Annotated in this window: 14 protein-coding genes and 1 tRNA gene; 11 read left to right on the top strand and 4 right to left on the bottom strand. The window is 63.7% G+C overall.

Annotated elements, in window-relative coordinates; all coding sequences use genetic code 11:
- Nucleotides 1-458 precede the first annotated feature (458 nt).
- Nucleotides 459-1,010, bottom strand: coding sequence for an LURP-one-related/scramblase family protein (locus HMPREF3151_RS10210; RefSeq protein WP_070475560.1), 552 nt, complete (start codon nt 1,008-1,010; stop codon nt 459-461).
- A gap of 220 nt (nt 1,011-1,230) precedes the next feature.
- Between HMPREF3151_RS10210 and HMPREF3151_RS10205 the strand changes: the two genes are divergently transcribed.
- Nucleotides 1,231-2,250 (top strand): endonuclease domain-containing protein, encoded by a 1,020-nt coding sequence (locus HMPREF3151_RS10205; RefSeq protein ID WP_070475557.1) that lies wholly within the window; start codon nt 1,231-1,233, stop codon nt 2,248-2,250.
- Nucleotides 2,251-2,707: 457 nt separating this feature from the next.
- On the opposite strand, the gene HMPREF3151_RS10200 is transcribed toward HMPREF3151_RS10205, so the two are convergent.
- Nucleotides 2,708-2,791, bottom strand: a tRNA-Leu gene (locus tag HMPREF3151_RS10200).
- Between the two features lie 179 nt (nt 2,792-2,970).
- Between HMPREF3151_RS10200 and HMPREF3151_RS10195 the strand changes: the two genes are divergently transcribed.
- From HMPREF3151_RS10195 to crgA, 8 genes are read left to right on the top strand one after another with little or no spacing between them, the layout of a single operon-like run.
- On the top strand, nt 2,971-3,864 hold the full coding sequence (locus tag HMPREF3151_RS10195; protein ID WP_070475554.1) for a DUF3662 and FHA domain-containing protein: 894 nt from the start codon (nt 2,971-2,973) through the stop codon (nt 3,862-3,864).
- A gap of 12 nt (nt 3,865-3,876) precedes the next feature.
- Nucleotides 3,877-4,326 carry an FHA domain-containing protein FhaB/FipA gene (locus tag HMPREF3151_RS10190; protein ID WP_070475553.1) on the top strand — a complete coding sequence of 150 codons (450 nt, stop codon included), beginning with the start codon at nt 3,877-3,879 and terminating at the stop codon, nt 4,324-4,326.
- Entirely contained in the window at nt 4,323-5,693 is a 1,371-nt protein-coding gene (locus HMPREF3151_RS10185) for a PP2C family protein-serine/threonine phosphatase (RefSeq protein ID WP_070475550.1), read from the top strand. The genes HMPREF3151_RS10190 and HMPREF3151_RS10185 overlap by 4 nt, the downstream gene beginning before the upstream one ends.
- Nucleotides 5,690-7,042: an FtsW/RodA/SpoVE family cell cycle protein gene (locus tag HMPREF3151_RS10180; RefSeq protein WP_070475548.1), complete on the top strand. Its 1,353-nt coding sequence runs from the start codon at nt 5,690-5,692 to the stop codon at nt 7,040-7,042. The genes HMPREF3151_RS10185 and HMPREF3151_RS10180 overlap by 4 nt, the downstream gene beginning before the upstream one ends.
- Nucleotides 7,039-8,493: a penicillin-binding transpeptidase domain-containing protein gene (locus HMPREF3151_RS10175; RefSeq protein ID WP_070475545.1), complete on the top strand. Its 1,455-nt coding sequence runs from the start codon at nt 7,039-7,041 to the stop codon at nt 8,491-8,493. Before HMPREF3151_RS10180 ends, HMPREF3151_RS10175 begins: the two co-directional genes overlap by 4 nt.
- Nucleotides 8,494-10,044: a serine/threonine-protein kinase gene (locus HMPREF3151_RS10170; protein WP_070475542.1), complete on the top strand. Its 1,551-nt coding sequence runs from the start codon at nt 8,494-8,496 to the stop codon at nt 10,042-10,044. It begins immediately after the preceding gene.
- Nucleotides 10,045-12,132 carry a Stk1 family PASTA domain-containing Ser/Thr kinase gene (gene pknB / locus HMPREF3151_RS10165; RefSeq protein WP_070475540.1) on the top strand — a complete coding sequence of 696 codons (2,088 nt, stop codon included), beginning with the start codon at nt 10,045-10,047 and terminating at the stop codon, nt 12,130-12,132.
- 42 nt (nt 12,133-12,174) lie between these two features.
- Complete coding sequence (crgA, locus tag HMPREF3151_RS10160; RefSeq protein WP_070475538.1) at nt 12,175-12,450, top strand: cell division protein CrgA; 276 nt, start codon at nt 12,175-12,177, stop codon at nt 12,448-12,450.
- Between the two features lie 76 nt (nt 12,451-12,526).
- On the opposite strand, the gene HMPREF3151_RS10155 is transcribed toward crgA, so the two are convergent.
- Nucleotides 12,527-13,801, bottom strand: a complete 1,275-nt coding sequence (locus HMPREF3151_RS10155; protein ID WP_070475534.1) for a DNA sulfur modification protein DndB — start codon at nt 13,799-13,801, stop codon at nt 12,527-12,529.
- A 468-nt stretch (nt 13,802-14,269) separates the two neighbouring features.
- Here HMPREF3151_RS10155 and HMPREF3151_RS10150 point away from each other — a divergent pair, with 468 nt between their 5' ends.
- A complete protein-coding gene (locus tag HMPREF3151_RS10150) occupies nt 14,270-15,679 on the top strand; it encodes a hypothetical protein (protein WP_070475531.1) in 1,410 nt (469 codons plus the stop codon).
- Between the two features lie 71 nt (nt 15,680-15,750).
- Here HMPREF3151_RS10150 and HMPREF3151_RS10145 read toward each other — a convergent pair whose 3' ends face one another.
- Nucleotides 15,751-17,316 (bottom strand): catalase, encoded by a 1,566-nt coding sequence (locus tag HMPREF3151_RS10145; RefSeq protein ID WP_070475529.1) that lies wholly within the window; start codon nt 17,314-17,316, stop codon nt 15,751-15,753.
- A 407-nt stretch (nt 17,317-17,723) separates the two neighbouring features.
- Between HMPREF3151_RS10145 and HMPREF3151_RS10140 the strand changes: the two genes are divergently transcribed.
- Nucleotides 17,724-18,674, top strand: coding sequence for a S1 family peptidase (locus tag HMPREF3151_RS10140; RefSeq protein WP_070475527.1), 951 nt, complete (start codon nt 17,724-17,726; stop codon nt 18,672-18,674).
- Nucleotides 18,675-18,714 lie beyond the last annotated feature (40 nt).

The raw sequence follows: 18,714 nt of genomic DNA, 5'->3' as shown, positions 1-18,714 counted from the left end.
GTTTATGCACCGAATATGCGCTGGTAAAACGCTTCCGCCCAGGCTGATAAATCGGTTAAATCGTTGAACATTCTTTCCGGATTGTTCAACGTTTTCACCCGTTGTGGCCTGCGGATTGTTCATCAATCTGCGGGGGTGTTGCGCGGTTTCGTCAGCATTGTTCAACGATCAAATTGCCGCCGCCCGTAGATGGTTCAACAATCCGACAGAACTGCATGTTATGCACTCTAAGGTGTTTTCCAACATGATTTCCGGCAATTTCACGTTTACCTGCATGTTTGGGTTGCATGGACAACTCATGGGCTCGCATTTTCCCCGGCTTTTCTCTCAGAAACGCATCAAAACCGCTGGATTGTTCAAGGATCCGCGGATTGTTCAGCAATCCGGAATCCCCCACTACCCCCGTTTTTTACCCCCGTTGCGGCGGCAGGGCGCCGTCGCAAAGCAAAAAGCCCCCTCTAACCCGAGTTTCTGCGCATCTTGGCGCGGCGCATATCGATGGCCAACGCGATGCCGATCACCGCCGCGTGCTGGCGTTCGTCCAGGTCGGGCTCGATGCGCACGCGGTAGCTGGACTTGCCCATCAGCATCCGCCCCATGCCGGAATACTCCGCGTCCACGGTCGCGAGCGGGCGGCCCTGGCTGGTCAGCGTGTAATTCAGCTGAAACGCCTGGCCCGTGATTTCCACGTTGGGAAAACCCGCGACCTCCACGTCGAACTTCGCGCCGATCCACGCGAACCGCTGCGTCAGCCGCGCCAGCTCCAGCGGCGGGTTGACCTGGTGCACCACGTACTTGTCGCGGATGAAGTTCACCGGGTCCTCGATGCTCAGCACGTGCGCGCCGGCCGAGTCGAAGACCTCCACCCCGCGCGACGCCTTAACCAGGTCGCTCATCTTCAGCGTCTGCCTGGCCGTGCCCAGCAGCTCCCCGCCCGGGCCCTCGATCGCGAACGTGTCGCGGCCCAGGGCCTTCGTTTGCCTTACGACGATCTCACGTTGCCTAAACACGCCCCCACCCTAACGGCGCGTGGCTGGTTCTGGGTGGGTGGTTTTGGTGCCTTCCCCGCCTCTTCCCGCCTCTTTCCCGCAAACCAGGAGGACGTATCCCAGAGCAAGGTCGTTTTTGACCCATCCTCTTGGGTGCTTGCTCCTGGTTTGTGGGAGCGCGGGCGGGAATGGTGCGACTGCGGTAATCTCCGCAGCGGGGTAACTAGTCAAAGGGGGGCTAATGAAAGACATGCGCAAGAAAGAGCTGCGGGAAAAGCTCGTCGACGTGCGGAGGGTGTCGTCGGTAGACACTGAGACGCACCGGCGCATCAGCGAAGGCCAACTGGTGCAGCTGACGAAGTCCATGTACTTCTGCGCCGAGACGTGGAAGCACCTCAAGGAGTATGAGCGGGCGTTTCTGAAGTGCTACGCCGCGGGGTGTCAGAGCAGACGGGCGGTGCTCATCGGGTGCTCAGCTGCGAGGCTCAACGGCGTGTGGACCATCGCGCGCAACGAGCCCGTCACACTCGCGGTGCCCAACGGACAGCCGCACTCCCTCAGCGGGGACTGGACCGGGTACGAGTACCGCTATCGCCAAATCCCGGAGGCCGACATCATCCACGACGGGCCCGTGCGCTACACCAACGCGATCCGCACCGCCGTCGACATTGCCCGCGAACGCGGCGTGCGCGAAGGCGTCATAGCGATAGACAGCGTGCTCTCCGGCCACGGCGACCAGCTTTACCAGGAGCTTCTGTACCAGTTCCGCGCCACCATCGCCCGACTGGCCGGCACGAAAGGCATCGCCAGCGCCCGGAAAGCGCTCCCGCTGGCCAGCAGACTTTCGGATTCGCCCTACGAGTCCCTCCTGCGTCTGATCCTCGACGCCCACGGGGTTCCGTACCGCGCCCAGGCGGCGATCGGGCGGTATCGGGTGGACTTCCTCATCGGCGACAACCTCGTCGTGGAAGTCGACGGCTGGGAAAAGTACGAGAAGGTCCCCCACGAAGTACTGCGCAAGCAGCGTGTGCGCGATGACTGGCTCGCCGAGCGCGGGTACAAGGTTTTGCACTTCTACACCGAGGACTTCTGGGGCGACGAAGCCGACTTGATCCAGCGCATCCGCAACGCCTGGCCTGGCGCCCGGAGCTTGCTTCCCGTGCAGGTCAAGCCGAAGGGTTACACGCCGACCGGCCCGGGGCGCGCCGTGGCGCTGCCGCCGGACCTGCAGGAGGCCGTCGACATACTCCGCAGACCCTGAGCACGCGCCCCGGAGCAAGGCCGGAGTTGTCAGTGGGTGCTTGCTCCTGGTTTGCGGGAAGAGGCGGACGGGAGGGAGCGAAAAACCCCGGCGGGCTGGGGGTCCAGCCTGCCGGGGTTGTACGCGCCTAGCTCAGAAGGGTGCTAGTTCGAGCTGCCCTCCGAGGAACCAGCGGAGGAGACGTCAGAGGAGCCCACGTGTGGAAAGTGCCCGCCGGTGTGAAAAACCATCTCTCGAGACATCGTTCCGCCATGCGTTACGCGAAAGCCGAAAGCGGCAACGGAGCGCTCGTCGATAAGCAATGGCCCTGCCTCTGCATCTCGAGCCGCCGAACTCGGCGATCCCTAGGCTGCTTCCGCATCAGTCCACCTAGGAGCCAGCCCCACCACTCCCCGGGGCACACCGAAAAAGAAAAATCTCGAGACACCGTAGGAACGGTGTCTCGAGACTTAGTTTGTGCCCGGGGGGGGACTTGAACCCCCACGTTCTTGCGAACACTGGCACCTGAAGCCAGCGCGTCTGCCAATTCCGCCACCCGGGCGGGCGACTTGATTAATATAGAACGCACCTCACAAAAACTACAAATCGCCAGCGCACACCGCCTTTTACCCCGGCTAAAAAACGGGGCCGACACGCTGCGCGGATAGGTGGTGTCGGGTGCGGCACCTATACTGTCCGGGTTACTTAAATTCTGATGTGAAGAAAGGAGGTGCGCAGGAAATGGCAGTGATGGACAGGCTGGCAAAGCTGGACAGTTCTCTGCAGCGCGGCTTGGACAATTCCATGGCGGCGCTGTTCGGCGGCAAGGTTGTGCCTGAAGAAATTGAGGAGCTGGTCAAGCAGGAGGCCCAGGACTCGCTGGTGGTCACGGATAAGGACGAGTACGTCGCCCCGAACGTGTACGCGGTGGGTGTGTCTTCGAAGGACTTGGAGAACCTGTCGCAGAACCGCGATCTTCCTGTGGACCTCGCCGATCAACTCATGCGCTACGTGCGCAACAAGCAGTGGTTTTTGGATGGCCCTGTTGTTGTGCGTATCGCGGAGGAGTCGGGTCTGCGCACTGGCCAGCTCCGGGTGTCTAGCTACATCGACACCATGCCGGATGTGGTCAGCGGCTTCGACGCCATTGTGGCGGAGCCGAAGAAGCGCAAGGCCTCGCGCTCGCAATTGAAGGAGGATGCAATGTCCGAACCTAATTCCAACCAGCCGCAGGACCCGCAGGCCGCTGCCAACCCCGATGCGGCCACGGTGAGCCTGCTGCTTCAGGACGGCTCGTCGCGCACGTACCTGGTCCACGAGGGCTCCAACATCCTGGGCCGCTCCAACGATTCGGACTTCCGCCTGCCGGACACCGGCGTCTCGCGCCAGCACGCGGAGATCACCTGGGACGGCCAGGTGGCGGTGCTGGTGGACCTGCAGTCCACCAACGGCACCACGGTCAACGACGAGCCGGTGGAAAACTGGATGTTGGCGGACGGCGACGTGATCACGCTGGGCCATTCCAGCATTGAGGTCCGCATCATCGGCGGTGAGGACCAGCCGCAGGCCAGCGCCAACCAGCCGGAGTTCACGGACTCGGTGGCGCACCCCAGCACCGAATACTTCCGCCCGTAAGAAGGGTTTGCCATGGATTCGACCATGATCCTCAGCGCCCGCTTCGGCCTTCTGGCCTTGCTCTGGGTGTTCATTTTCCTTGTGATGTGGACGCAGAGGAAGGATGTGGTGTCGGCGGGTGGCACGGTGCGTCGTCAAGCAAGTGCTTCCGCCCCCGCCCCCAGGGAGAAGGCCCGCACCCTTGCGGTAGTTGAGGGGCCGCTGCAAGGCTCCCACATGGAAATTGCCAGCTTAGAAGACTTGACTGTTGGTAGAGCGGGAGACAACGATTTCCAGCTGGGCGACGACTTCGCCTCCTCGCGCCACGCGCGCCTGTTCCGCAGGGGCAGCGACTGGTTCGTGGAGGACCTGGATTCGCGCAACGGCACCTTCGTCAACGGGGTGCGCATTGACCAGCCTGAGCGGGTGACCGTGGGCACGGACATGAAGATGGGACGCACGATTGTGAGGCTGATGCCGTGAAGCTCGCGCTAGATTTCGTGGCCGTGTCCGACCGCGGCCTGGTCCGCGCCAACAACGAGGACTCCGCATACGCGGGCCCGCACCTGCTCGTGCTTGCGGACGGCATGGGCGGCCACGCCGCCGGCGAGGTGGCCAGCCAGCTCATGGTCGAGCACCTCGAGCACCTGGACCGCGACCCCGAAGACGCGGACATGCTCGCGCTTTTGGGCGCGGCGGCCGAGGACGGCAACGCCGCCATCGAGGCGTCCGTGGCCGAGCACCCCGAGCAGGCCGGCATGGGCACCACCCTGACCGCGACGATGTTCAACGGCCGCGAGCTCGGCCTGATCCACGTGGGCGACTCCAGGGGCTATCTGCTTCGCGACGGCGAGCTCCGCCAGCTCACCGTCGACGACACCTTCGTCCAGTCGCTGGTCAACGACGGCAAACTCGCGCCCGAGGACGTCTCCTCGCATCCGCAGAAGTCGTTGATCTTGAAGGCGTACACCGGCCGGGCCGTGGAGCCGTACCTGGAGCTGATCCAGGTCAAGCCGGACGATCGGATCCTGCTGTGCTCCGACGGGTTGAGCGACCCGGTGACCCAGCAGACCATCCAGCTCGCGCTCGGAGACGGAACCCCGGAGATGGCGGCGAACCGCCTGATCGAGCTGGCGCTGCGCTCCGGCGGGCCGGACAACGTCACCGTGGTGGTGGCGGAGGTCGTGGAGGCCACCGAGGGTGACGAGACCAGGGAGAACCGCGCCGTGGTCAAGGCCGGCGCGCTGGACCCGGGCTACGAGTCCTCCCACCCGGACTCCGCGGCGTCGCGCGCCGCAGCGCTGCTGCGCAAGTCCGAGACCATCACCCCGGACCACAACCGGGCCAAGCTCCAAGACGCCGATTCCGGCGACGACGAGGAGGACCACACTAGCGGCGCTGTCGGCGTCGCAGGGAAGAATCAGCCGTCGTCGGTGTGGCCTTGGGTCGTCGCAACGCTTGTGCTTCTGCTGGTGCTCGCGGTGGCGGGCGTGATGTGGTCGCAGTCCCGCGCCACCGACGAGTACGCGCTGAAGGTGCAGGACTCCGGCGAGTTTGTGGTGCAGCACACCACCCGCGACAACCTGTTCGCGGACGCGAAAACCGAGGACATTCAGCGCGCCTGCCTGAACACCAAGGGCGACCTGCGCGTGATTGCCAAGGACACCAAGCCTGGCGATTGCAGCATCTTCTCCACCGAAGACCTGCCGCAGGACAAGCGCGAGGTCGCAGAAGTCACCGGCTCCTACGACGATGTATTAGCCAAGCTGAATGAGTTGGCGGATCAGGCGCTTCCGGCGTGCACGGACAAGAAGAGCGCCGACGAAGGCAAGTGCCGGGAGGTGCGATGAGCCGGCTAGTTTCCCGCAGCCGCGAGCTGCTCCTCCTGCTATTCGCCACAGGCCTTCTTGCGCTGATGCTCTTCGGCTTAGAGACGAGCCAAGGGCGCACCCTGTCCACCGAGATGCTCTACATCATCGGCGGGTTCATGGGCGTCTACGCCATCGCGCACGTGGCCATCGCGTTTTTGGCGCCGCACGCGGACCAGGTGATGCTGCCCGTGGTCGCGCTGCTCAACGCCGTGGGCCTGGTGGTGATCTACCGCCTCGACCTGGCAGAACGCCCCGGCTACGGCCCGCTGGCGGAGCGCCAGATGCTGTGGTCCTTGGTCGGCGTGGGGCTGATGGTGCTGACCCTGATTGTCATCCGCGACCATAAGTCCCTGTCGCGCTACTCCTACCTGCTGGGCCTAGTCGGCCTGATCCTTTTGGCCCTGCCGCTGGTGTGGCCGCAGCCCCCGGGGTACGAGGAGGCGCGCATCTGGCTGTGGTTAGGTCCGTTTTCCATCCAGCCCGGCGAGTTTTCCAAGATCCTGCTTTTGATCTTCTTCGCCCAGCTGCTGGCGCAGAAGCGCGCCCTGTTCACCGTGGCCGGCAAGCGCTTTTTGGGCATGACCTTCCCGCGCATCCGCGACCTCGCGCCCATCCTCATTGTGTGGGCGATCGCGATTTTGATCATGGGCATCTCCAACGACTTCGGCCCGGCGCTGCTGCTCTTCGCCACCGTGCTGGGCATGGTCTACTTTGCCACCGGCCGCGCTTCCTGGCTGTTCATCGGCGTGGGCCTAGTGGCCGTGGGCGGCTACGCGGTCTACCAGGTCAGCTCCAAGATCCAGGAGCGCGTGTCCAACTTCATCGACCCGTTCGCGGACTTCGACGGCATTGGCAACCAGCCCGCCAACGCCCTGATCGGCCTGAGCTGGGGCGGCATCACCGGCACCGGCCTGGGCTACGGGCACCCGGAGCTGGTGCCCGTGGCGCACTCCGACTACATCCTGGCCGCCATCGGCGAGGAGCTGGGCTTTGTGGGCATCGCCGCGGTGCTGTGCCTGTTCGCGGTGTTTATCACCCGCGGGTTCCGCACCGCCATGCAGGCGCGCGACTCCTACGGCAAGCTGCTTGCCTCCGGACTGGCGCTGACCATTGTCATCCAGATCTTCGTGGTCGCCGGCGGCGTGTCCGCCATGCTGCCCATGACGGGCCTGACCACGCCGTTCATGTCCGCCGGCGGCTCGTCCGTGATGGCCAACTACATCCTGCTGGGGCTGCTGCTGCGTATCTCCAACAGCGCGAACCGCCCCGCGGACTACGACGCCGTCGCAGCGGGCACCGCGCGCCCTGAGGTGGTGGGTGCACGATGAACAAGTCCATCCGCTACGGCGCCGTGGTTGCGCTGCTGATGATCGCGGCGCTTCTAGTCAACTTCACCGTGGTGCAGGGAATGCGCGAAGACGAGTACGCGCAGAACCAGCACAACTCGCGCATCCTCATGGACCTCAAGCGCACCAACCGCGGCGACATCGTCGCGGGCGAGACCGTGCTGGCGCAAAGCTACCGCAACGAGGAGACCGGCTTCTACCAGCGCGGTTACCCGAACATGCCGTGGTCGTTCGCGCCGATCGTGGGGTTTGTCTCCGACCAGTTCGGCACCTCCCAGCTGGAAGCCACCCACAACGGCGACCTCACCGGCGATTCCGGCACCGCCTCGCGTTTCCTGCGCACTGGGCTCGAGGACGGCAAGAAGGGCGACACCGTCGACCTGACGCTGGACCCGAACCTGCAGGCCTTCTCGTACGACCAGCTGGCCAACCCGGGCTTTGATGGTGCGGTGGTGGCCGTGAGGGCGTCGACAGGCGAGGTGCTCTCCATGGCCTCCACCCCCAGCTTTGACCCCAACGGCATCGCCAACCCGGCCACCGCTGAGGGCGCCTGGGCCGAGGCCACCGGCAACCCGTCGAACCCGCTGCTCAACCACGCGGCGCAGGAGCAGCTGCCGCCGGGCTCGATTTTCAAGATCATCACCACCGCCGCGGGCCTGCGAAACGGTTTCACGCCGGAATCGCCGCTGACCGGCGAGGCGCAGACGATTCTGCCGGGCACGGACAACATCCCACTGACCAACTACGGCGGCCAGGCCTGCGCCGGCGGCGGGCAGGTGCCGCTGCGCACCGCGTTCGCCCTGTCGTGCAACACCGCGTTCGTGCAGATGGGCCTTGCCGCCGGCCCGGACGCGCTGCGTGACGCCGCCGCCCGCTTCGGCGTGGGCGAGCGCTACAACCTGGGTTTGCCGAATGCGGCCGGCTCGCTGGGCGAGCTGCCCGGCGGCGCCGAGGTGGCTCAATCCGCCATCGGCCAGCGCGATGTGACCATGACCGCGCTGCAAGCCGCGATGATGTCTGCGACCATCGCAAATAAGGGCAAGCGCATGGAACCGCACGTGGTGCGGCAGGTGCGCAACGCCGACGGCAAGGTCCTGCACGAAACCGAGCCGGTGGAGCTCAACGAGGCCGTAACGGAAGAAGAAGCCGCGACGATCACGGACTTGATGTTCGCGTCCGAGCGGTGGACGTGGGGCTACGACGGCAACGGCTTCGCCTCCAAGACCGGCACGGCCGAGCACGCCGAAGGCGCCGCCCCGCACGTGTGGTACGTGGCGTTCGACCCGGCCAAGGACGTCGCCGTTGCCGTGGTGGTGAAAAACGGCGGCAACCTCGGCGAGGCAGCCACCGGCGGCCAAGTCGCCGGCCCGATCGGACGCGCCGTGCTGCGCGCAGCACCCGCCGCCCCCGCACCCGTGGAAGGAGCACAGTAGATGAACACCGAAAACCGCGAGGACCTGCAACAGCTCGTCGGCGACGGCTACCAGCTGCAGTGGATCATCGGCCACGGCGGCATGTCCACCGTGTGGCTGGCAGACGACTTGGCCAACGAGCGCGAGGTGGCCATCAAGGTGCTGCGCCCCGAGTTCAGTTCCAACGCGGAGTTCCTCGCCCGCTTCCGCAACGAGGCGTTGAGCGCCCAGGGCATCAACTCCGACAACGTGGTGGCCACCTACGACTACCGCGAGGCAGACACCGACGCGGGCTTCACCGTCTGCTACATCATCATGGAGTACATCCGCGGCGAGTCGCTCGCGGACCTCATCGCCCGCGAAGGCCAGCTGGATGAGGCGCTGGCTCTCGACGTGCTCGAGCAGGCCGCCCACGGCCTCGCCGTGATCCACCGCATGGGGCTGGTGCACCGCGACATCAAGCCGGGCAACCTCATGCTCACCCAGCACGGGCAGGTCAAGATCACGGACTTCGGCATCGCCAAGGCCGCCGCGGCCGTGCCGCTGACCCGCACCGGCATGGTGGTGGGCACCGCCCAGTACGTCTCCCCAGAGCAGGCCCAGGGCATGAAGGTCACCGCGGCTTCCGACGTGTACTCGCTCGGCGTGGTGGGCTACGAGCTGCTCTCCGGCAAGCGCCCGTTTACCGGCGACTCGTCGGTGTCGGTGGCGCTCGCGCACGTCTCCGCCGAGCCGCCAGCCCTGCCGATTTCTGTGTCGGCCCCGGCGCGCGAGCTCATCGAGATCGCCCTGCGCAAAGACCCCGGTCAGCGCTTCCGCGACGGCAACGAGTTTCAGCTGGCCATCTCCCAGGTCCGCCAGGGCCTGCGTCCCGCCCAGCCCGGCGGCCACACCCAGGTCGTGGCCACCGAGCCGTCCGCGACCGCGTCCACCCAGATGCTGGCCAGCGTCGCCGAGGAGCGCACCTCCCGCCCCGAGGGCGCCTACCCGCCGTCCGCCGCAAGGGCCGTTGCTTCTCGACGTCCTCCGGCTCCCCCCGCCCCCTCCCGCGCCGCGACACCAGCGCCCCGCGAACACGAACCGGACAAGAAGTCGTCGAAGGCAGGCCCGGTCATCTCCGCGATTCTGCTGCTTGCGCTCCTTGCAGGCGGCACCGCATGGGCCTACACCGAGGGCGTGTTCGACCGCTTCACCGGCGGCGGCACCCCCACCACCCCGCGCCCCACCATGAGCGAGACCACCCCGACGCCGGAGGAAGAAGACACGGAAGAACCGGTCACCGAAACCACCACCGAGCGCGAGCGCACCACGATCACAGAGCCGCGCAACCCGGGCACCCTGCGCTTCGAGGAGTCCGAGGCCGACAACGCCCCCGCCCCGGCGGAACCGTCCGCCGAGGCGCCCGCCCCCGAAACTTCCGCGCCGGAGCAGCCGTCCGCGGCGACTCCGACGCAGCAGGGTGGGGCGCCGGAAGGTGCGACGTCGATAGGCAATCAGCCCGAGGTCACGAACGAGCCTGCCCCTGCGATAGAATTGCCCAACCTTGATAGCTTGCTCGGAGGTGGCAGGTAAATGCTGATCGCGGACCGGTACGAACTCGGCGACATCATCGGCACCGGCGGCATGTCGGACGTGTATGCCGCCACCGACGTGTCCCTTGGGCGCGAAGTTGCCGTGAAGATGTTGAAGATCGACATGGCGCGCGACGAAAACTTCCGCGAACGCTTCCGCCGCGAAGCGCAAAACTCCGCGCGCCTGAACCACCCCAACATCGTCTCGGTCTACGACACCGGCTCCGTGGAAACCTCCGGCGTGGACGTGCCCTACATTGTCATGGAACTCGTCCACGGCATGAACCTGCGCGACATCGTGCGCAACGAAGGCCCGCTGAGCCCCGAGCGCGCCGCGAAACTGCTGCTGCCGGTCACCCGCGCGCTGCAGGCCAGCCACGACGCCGGCATCATCCACCGCGACATCAAACCCGCCAACATCATGGTCACCAACACCGGTGCCGTGAAAGTCATGGACTTCGGCATCGCGCGTGCGCTGGATGATTCCACCTCCGCCATGACGCAAACCTCCGCCGTCATCGGCACCGCGCAGTACCTCTCCCCCGAGCAGGCCCGCGGCAAGGCCGCCGACGCGCGCAGCGACGTCTACGCGCTCGGCTGCGTGATGTACGAATCCGTCACCGGGGTCCCGCCGTTCGAGGGCGAATCCCCCTTCGCCGTGGCCTACCAGCACGTCCAGGAAGACCCGGTGCCGCCGTCCGAGCGGATCACCGCGCCGCTGTCGGACAACGAGGCCGTCAACGTCGACTCCGTCATCCTCACCGCGATGGCGAAACACCCCGCCGACCGGTACCAAACCGCCGACGAAATGGGCAACGACCTCGCGCTTTTGGAGCGCGGCAGCGTCACCACCGCCGCCCGCAACCACCTCGCCGCCGCGGAAGAGGACGCAGGCTCCCACGCCATCGATTCCCAATACCCGCCGTCCCAGGACCACACCGTCGTGGTTGGGGATGTGGTGCGCGAACCTGTGGTGCGTCGCGAAGCATCTGCCGCCTCCGGGCACACGCGCTACGCCGACCACCGCGCCGCCAACGAAAAAACCTCCTCCAACTGGCTCAAGTGGCTCTCCGCGCTGCTCGGCCTGCTGCTCGCGGGTGCGGTGTGCTGGTTCGTCTACGACTACTTCTCCGTGAACAACGAGACCTCTGAGGTGGTCAAAGAGGAAATGGTGCCCGTGCCCGAACTCGCGGACATACCGCGCAACGACGCCGTCCGCGAACTCGAGCACCTCGGCTTCGCCGTCTCCGTCATGGAAGAACCCAGCCCCGACATCAAGCGCGGCAACGTCATCTCCACCAACCCCGCCGCAGGCTCCGAGCTCAAGCGCGGCACGCAGATCACGCTGACCGTCTCCTCCGGCAAGGAAATGACCGACGTGCCGGACGTGACCAACCTGACCGCCGAAGAAGCCATCGAAGAGCTGAAGAAGGCCGGGCTGGAACTCAACCCCAACGTGCGCCGCGAATCCAGCGACAACATCGAAGAAGGCGTGATCCTGTCGCAGCAACCCGCTGGCGGCACCCAGATTGCCAAGGGCTCACGCATCGCCATCACCGTCTCCTCCGGACCGGAGATGGTGCAGGTGCCGTCCCTGGTGGGGCTGAACGTCGAGCAGGCCACCGCCACCCTGTCCTCCCTGCAGCTGCGCTCCACCGTCACCAGCGTGGACTCGACCAAACCCGAGGGGCAGGTGCTCGCCGTCGCCGGTGAAAACACCGACGTCGAATCCGGCACCACCATCGAGCTGCGCGTATCCAACGGCATGCTCATGAACATGCCGGAGATCACCCGCCAAAGCCCGGAGGAGGCCGAAAAGGCACTCCGCGACGCCGGCTGGAACGGCCGCCTCGTACCTGGCCCGCCGGTGCCCACCGGCGCACTCGTCGACGACGGCATGATCGGCCACCAGGAAGTCGCCGCCGGCGAAACCATCCGCAAGGACCAAGCCATCGGCTACAACCTGTGGAAGTTCGACGCCGGCAAACTCATCCCGCAAAATAACGCGGCTGCAGGGCAGGCTGATACAGTTCAACCCCAGAACGCGAACAACGCGCTGCGGAACGTGCAGCGCGGGCTAGGGCTTTAGCCGCCGGAGACGGCTGAGCCCGCACACACCAAGGGAGCGCACATGCCTAAAGCAAAAGTAACCAAAGACCCCATCCGCCCAGCTAGCAGCACCTCCACCGGCACCACGCGTACCCCGGTCAAGGTCAACACCGGCGGCACCCCGATGTGGTACAAGGTGATCATGTTCGGGCTGATGCTCCTCGGCCTGGCGTGGCTCATCCTCTACTACCTCGCCGGCGACCAGCTGGCGTGGCTCGGCCAGCTCGGGCCGTGGAACTACGCCATCGGCTTTTCGGGCATGATCCTCGGCCTGCTGATGACTATGGGTTGGCGGTAGTTCCCTTCCCCGGGGGATGTGTGAAATCGGATTGTGGCAAATATTTGCCACAATCCGATTTTTGCGTTGGTGGGGGTTAGGCGTCTGCGGCCTTGGACGGCGCAAAGATCTCGCCTTGCCGCGCCCACTGGACCAGCAGGTTGGTCAACCCACGTAGATCCTGCGCGCGGGAGCTAGGTGCCTTAGCGTTTTCCGGGAAGAACCCGGTATCCAGCCAGCGACGATCCAGGGGCAGGCCGGTGTGCCCGCTCAGCGCCTCGAAAAGCTCGCGCGCCTCCTCTAGACCCTTTTTGTCGAGTTTCGGGTTGCTCTCATCCGAGATATCCACGGCGAGAGCGTGGAACACTCCCGCGAGCACTCGCAGCACCGTGGCCGAGGTGATCATGTCCTTTTCTCGCAGCTCGATCGGCGAAGTATCTTCGGCATCCAGGTCCTGCAGCTGCGGGAAGGTGTCAAGCAGCAGCTCGAAGAACACCTCAACCAGATCAGCGATTCGCTCCTCGCTCATGCTGTCTTCTCTGCGGTTTGTCATTCGGCCGTCGATGCCCAACGCAAGGTGGCGGACAATGTCGGCCAGGTTTTTGCCGGAGATCACGTTTTCGTTCTTGCCCGCAACGCGGTCTTTCTCCCAGTCCACGCGGTCAGCGAGGAACTCGATGCTTTCCGCAACCTCCACAGCAATGCGGTTGATCATGCTGCGGCGGTCGAAAGACACCGTCACGGACTTGGTAATTCCTCGCGCGTTGGTGGCGATGTCGTTGAAGGCCTGCTTGTGGTCTTCCTCGCTCACCCCCTGCATGATCTCGAGCGTGACAAACTCGGTTTCGAAGCGAAGCTGCGCCGCCTCAATCTCCTCGAGTTTCTTCTGCACAGCAGAAAGCTCGTCTGCGTTCCCGTCCGCTTCTGCCTTTTTGAGTTCAGCGCGCGCCTCCTTGTACTCCTTAGCCAGCTGATCCTCCATGAGTTTCCAACCAAGAATGCGGTGCTGACCGTCCAGAATGGCAAACTCGGACGAGGCATTGCGATGGATCTTCAACTTACCGACCGCGACTCCGCCGACGTCAAAGATCGAGTCAAAGCCCTTGTCCAGCGGCATGGTCGTATCCACGAGCAGCGGCGGTGCAGTCCATGTGTCGTTTGCGCGCCAGTATTCACCGAACTTGGTGGCGTGACGCTTGTTCACACGGCGGTTGCCGGCGAACGGCTTTTCCGGGTCCGGGATAGGGACGTACTGGCTGAGCAGGTGCAGCGGCAGCGCCACGATGTAGGTTCGGCGTCCGTTTGCTCGCTGCGTCATCTGGGCCAGCACTTCCGTGTACGGCTTGTAGCCGCTGAGGTTTAGGTTATCCATGGGACAATTGTTCCTTTCTCTCCCTAATTGGGAATTAGTCGCCTTATTGCTTGATTACCAATCTTAACCCGATCTTGTTTTTAGTCAAGTTAAATTTGGAATAACGTTCTTATCCGCCCGCCGATGAGATGATTAGTCGCTTAATTTCAGTGGCCGCAGGAAGCTTCAAGGCTGAACAAATTCCAAGAGGGACCTGAGACACCGGTTTGGGCGACGTGTGACTGCATTTAAATAGCGCGATAGATTGCGTCGGGGTTTTACCCACATATAGCAGTGTTAATACTGGTAAGCAGGCTTTTGTGACGTGACAATCACTTTAGTTTGCCCCCGGATTGGGTGGATTGTTCAACAATATTATGACGCTTCCTTGGCAGTTGACTAGGTGTTGTATGAGAGCTCCTCGCTGAGAGGTTGAGAAGCCCGCCCCCCTTGAAATTCCCACAATTGTTTCCCCGAAAGGAACGCCCAATGCGCGTATTCCGCATCGCTGGCGCCGCCAAGGCCGCGATCGCAGCCGTCGCCGCTGTCGCAATCGCAGGCTCCGGCATCACCGCCACCGCCCAGACCTTCGAAGAGTCCTACCCGGAGACCCCGGCAACCAACTCCGCACTGCCGATCATCCACACCTACCGCGGCTCAGACCACCTGAAGGCCAACATCCTCAACCCGCGTCCGGTGTGCAACTCCACCGAGGACTACCGCACCATCGTCTACAAGGTCAAGGACAACTTCCTGCCGGTGGGCACCATCTCCACCACCAACCTCACCGACAGCGACATCCCGCTGTCCCAGGACCTGTCCCGCACCCAGACCATCTCCGCCTCCGTCAACGGCTCCAAGACCGAGACCCTGACGCTCGGCGGCTCCGGCTCCAAAGACGGCATGCAGGGCAACATCGGCTACTCCCTGGCCAAGTCGCTCGGTTGGGACGTCTCCGCTGAGCTGTCCTGGAACGTCGGCCAGACTGTCGGCCCGTACGACGTGCCGGCCGGCAACACCGGCGAGGCCACCTACGGCTTCCGCACCGTCACCATGACCGGCACCCAGCAGCGCTGCCGCCCGAACGGCACCTGGGCAACCCCGACCGCGTGGATCGCCAACATGCCGGTCAAGAACGAGGTCCGCGTCAAGAACTACTCCACCCCGGCCGGCTCCTGGGCACCGAACAAGGGCGCACAGGTCACCGACACCGTGGAGAACCCGAACCCGGCGTACAACGAGGACGTCAAGAAGATCGAGACGGGCGCAAACCTTGACGACGTCACCACGGTCGACAACGACGAAGCCACCGACGTGACCAACAACGACATCGCGAACGAAGGCGCCGAGGTCATCACCGAGGTGGAGGAGAATGCTGCTGACGAGGTCAACGAAGTCGTCGATAAGCAGGCAGATGCCCAGCGCGACCTGGACCTCCAGCCGTACTTCACCACCTCCTCCTGGAAGGTGCCCGGCGCCGCTGGCTCCGTCGCACTGCGCGTGAAGAACACCGGCGCGAAGCGCTACTGGGGCGAATTCCCGGCCCTGACCTTCCGCGTCGAGGTCGGCACCGAGGCGGGCCCGGAGGGCGTTGACCGCCTGATCACCACCACCCAGTACAACGGCACCCACATCCGCGACCTGGGCTACGACTTCGACCGCGGCATCCGCACCTTCGAGGTCACCCTGTCCAACCCGATCCTCGCAGGCGACGAGATGCTGCTGGGCGCCTTCTCCTTCGGCGACGGAAAGACCAAGGAAGGCCGCCTGTACAACTACATGAAGGTCACCCAGACCGGCCGTCTCTCCGAGGACACCTCCTTCTACAACGACCAGGACGTGGACTCCCGCGACGTGACCGTCTCCGACTTCGGCAAGAAGATCCGCGGCGTGTTCTAAAACACTGCTGAATAGCGCGAAAGCCCGTTGAGTCTGCTGCAGACTCAACGGGCTTTTCTCATGCAGCGAGGTTACTGCTCCTGCTCAGCGCGCTTCTTGGCGAAAGACTCGCGCACCTTGGTCTCCAGGTCGGCGTCGACCTTGCCCCAGTACTCGTAGACGCGCTCCTCGACGTCCTTGTTCTTAATCGCCATCATCTTGTTGGTGATGTTGTGGACGAAGCGCTCCTTCTCGGCGTCGTCGAACACGTCGCGGTAGAGCGTGCCAGCCTGGCCGAAATCATCGTCCTCGGCGTGCTTGACATACGCCTCGCGCACCAGATCAGTGCCCTCCGGATCCGGGTTGATGTAGAGGTTCTCCGCCTGGCCGTAGTCGGTGAAGTTGGAGGAGGAATCCTCGTTGTTGTCCAGGTAGCCGGCGCCCTTCTCGGTGCGGTTGGGCACGTAGTTCGGCTCGCCTTCCTCGTTGAAGAAGTAAGCCATGTTGCCGCGCTCGGAGTAGGTGTTCACGTCGTTGAGCGGGCGGTTGACCGGCAGATCCTTGTAGTTCGTGCCAATGCGGTGGCGCTGCTGGTCCGAGTAGGCAAACACGCGGGCCTGCAGCATGCGGTCCGGCGACAGGCCCACGCCCGGCACCAAGTTGGCCGGATCGAGCGCCAGCTGCTCAATCTGCGCGTGGTAGTTCTTCGGGTTGCGGTTGAGCACGAAGTAACCCACCGGGATCAGCGGGTAATCCTTCTGCGACCACGTCTTGGTCAGGTCGAACGGGTTGAAGCGGTAATCCTTCGCCTCCTCGAACGGCATGATCTGCACCTTGACGTCCCAGACTGGGAAGTCGCCGTCCGCAATCGCGTTGAACAAGTCCGCGCGCTGGAAATCCGGGTCGGTGCCCGCCTTCTCGGTGGCCTCCTCGTCGGTGAAGCACTCCCAGCCCTGGCGGGTCTTGAAGTGGTACTTCACCCACACCGGCGTGCCCTCCTCGTTGACCCACTGGAAGGTGTGGGAACCGAAACCGTCCTGGTGGCGCGACGTCTTCGGGGTGCCGCGGTCGCCCATCAGGTAGGTCACCTGGTGCGCAGACTCCGGCGTGCGGGTCCAGAAATCCCACTGCATCTCGTCGTCGCGCAGGCCCGAGTTAGGCTGGCGCTTCTGGGAGTGGATGAAGTCCGGGAACTTCATGCCGTCGCGCAAGAAGAACGTCGGGGTGTTGTTGCCCACGATGTCGTAGTTGCCGTCCTCCGTGTAAAAACGCAGCGCGAAGCCATGCACATCGCGCCAGGTATCCGGCGACCCGGCCTCGCCAGCGACGGTGGAAAAACGCGCCGCCATCGGCGTGACGGTGCCAGGCTGGAACAGCTTCGCCTTCGTGTACTTGGACACGTCCTCGGTGATGTGCAGCTCGCCGAAGGCGCCGTGACCCTTCGCGTGCGGGATGCGCTCTGGCACGTTTTCCCTGTTGAAGTGGGCGAGCTTTTCGATCAGGTGGACGTCGTTAAGCACATTCGCCCCTTGACGCCCCTGAGTGACCGAAATGTGCTCCGAAGCGACCGGCTGGCCGCTCAGCTCGGTGGTGCGGCCCTTGCCCGCGGGGCGCTCGCCCCTGGAAACGATCTCTTCTGCCTTGCTTTTATCCGCCATCGCTCACTCCTTAGATCGCTGTTGATGGTGTGCTTCCCACAGTAGGCATTTTCACGGGAGCGCGACTATCCACACCTGTGGATAACTCTGTGCACAACTCCACAGGGCAGTGAAATGTGCTGGTTTTCTTTCGAAAATGCCAGGTTCCTTCGGCGTGTCATTTTGGGTGTTCGACGTGTCGTTCGAGGAGTTACACGCGTGTAGTTATCCACACTGTGGACAACCGCTGTGGATAACTCATAATCTTTGGGAGTGAATAAAGAGGAGCCCTAGCCGACTTTCCGTCAACTCGCACAAACTCGACACGAGGAAGCCGCTGTTAAAGTTTGTAACTGTTCGCGATTTTTATACCCCGAAGTGAGTCCGCTTTGACTTCTCCAGTCCAGTCACGCCTCAGAGTGTTCTCTATGCTCGTGATCTCTGCTCTCCTTACTGGCTGCTCGGGTACTTCCGACGATGATTTGGAGGCCTACCGTGCCGAACAGGACGCGGCCGTGGCTGACATCGCTGAGATGCTCAATAGCCCTGGCTCACAGCCAACTATTTCCTCTCCTGCGCCGGAAACTACAACGGCATCCCAGCGGTCATACTCCCGGTCGGAGTCGAACTACCAGAATCACTCAAATTATTCCGGACAGCGCGTCGAACCGCCGATCCGACGCGACGTCATCGACCCGAAAAACGACGCTTCAGGCCAGAGTGGCCGTGACGACAATCGTGGCGTGTACTACCACAACTCCGTCGACTGGGAATGGCTAAAGCAGCCCGGCGGGGTTGTACCGGGGGGCCGAATTTTTAACGAAACACAGAGCATGACTTGTTCGACCGGTTTTCTCGCATCCGCAGACGGGCGTTTGTTTATCATCACCGCAGGACATTGCGGCAATCGGGGTGACCAGTTCTACGTGGAGGATTCACGTGGCAACTGGGCCTTCGTGGGAGAGATGGTGGAGTCCTACTTGGAGCAGGACGAGAACGGGAGCATCTTCGGCGCCGATATCGGGTTAATCGAGATCACCGGAGACGCTAAGTACTCCTCTACCCTGCCGGTTGATCTTCCTTTACGTGGTTGGATCACCCCGCAGGAAGCACAGGCCCGCGGTATGGCAATCTGTCGGCTCGGTGCCACCACCGGATACTCCTGCGGTCAGTTTGAAGAAGTCGGAAACAACGGTCTCTTCTACTTCCGCAATATCAACGACCGTGGAGATTCAGGCGGCGCGGTCTTCGCCGCTGACAATTCCGGCGTGTGGGCCATCGGTGTCTCCTCCAACGTTTCTGACACTAATAAGACTCGTTTAGGCGCCATGGAAATCGGTAGCGCCATCCAACACTGGGGGCTGACCATTCACGGCTAACCCTTTCGCTGCCTACGGCTGCGCCACGTAGAGAGGACAG

The sequence above is a fragment of the Corynebacterium sp. HMSC05H05 genome (assembly GCF_001807265.1).
Taxonomy (GTDB): Bacteria; Actinomycetota; Actinomycetes; order Mycobacteriales; family Mycobacteriaceae; genus Corynebacterium.
This window is presented reverse-complemented; position numbering and strand designations above follow the sequence as displayed.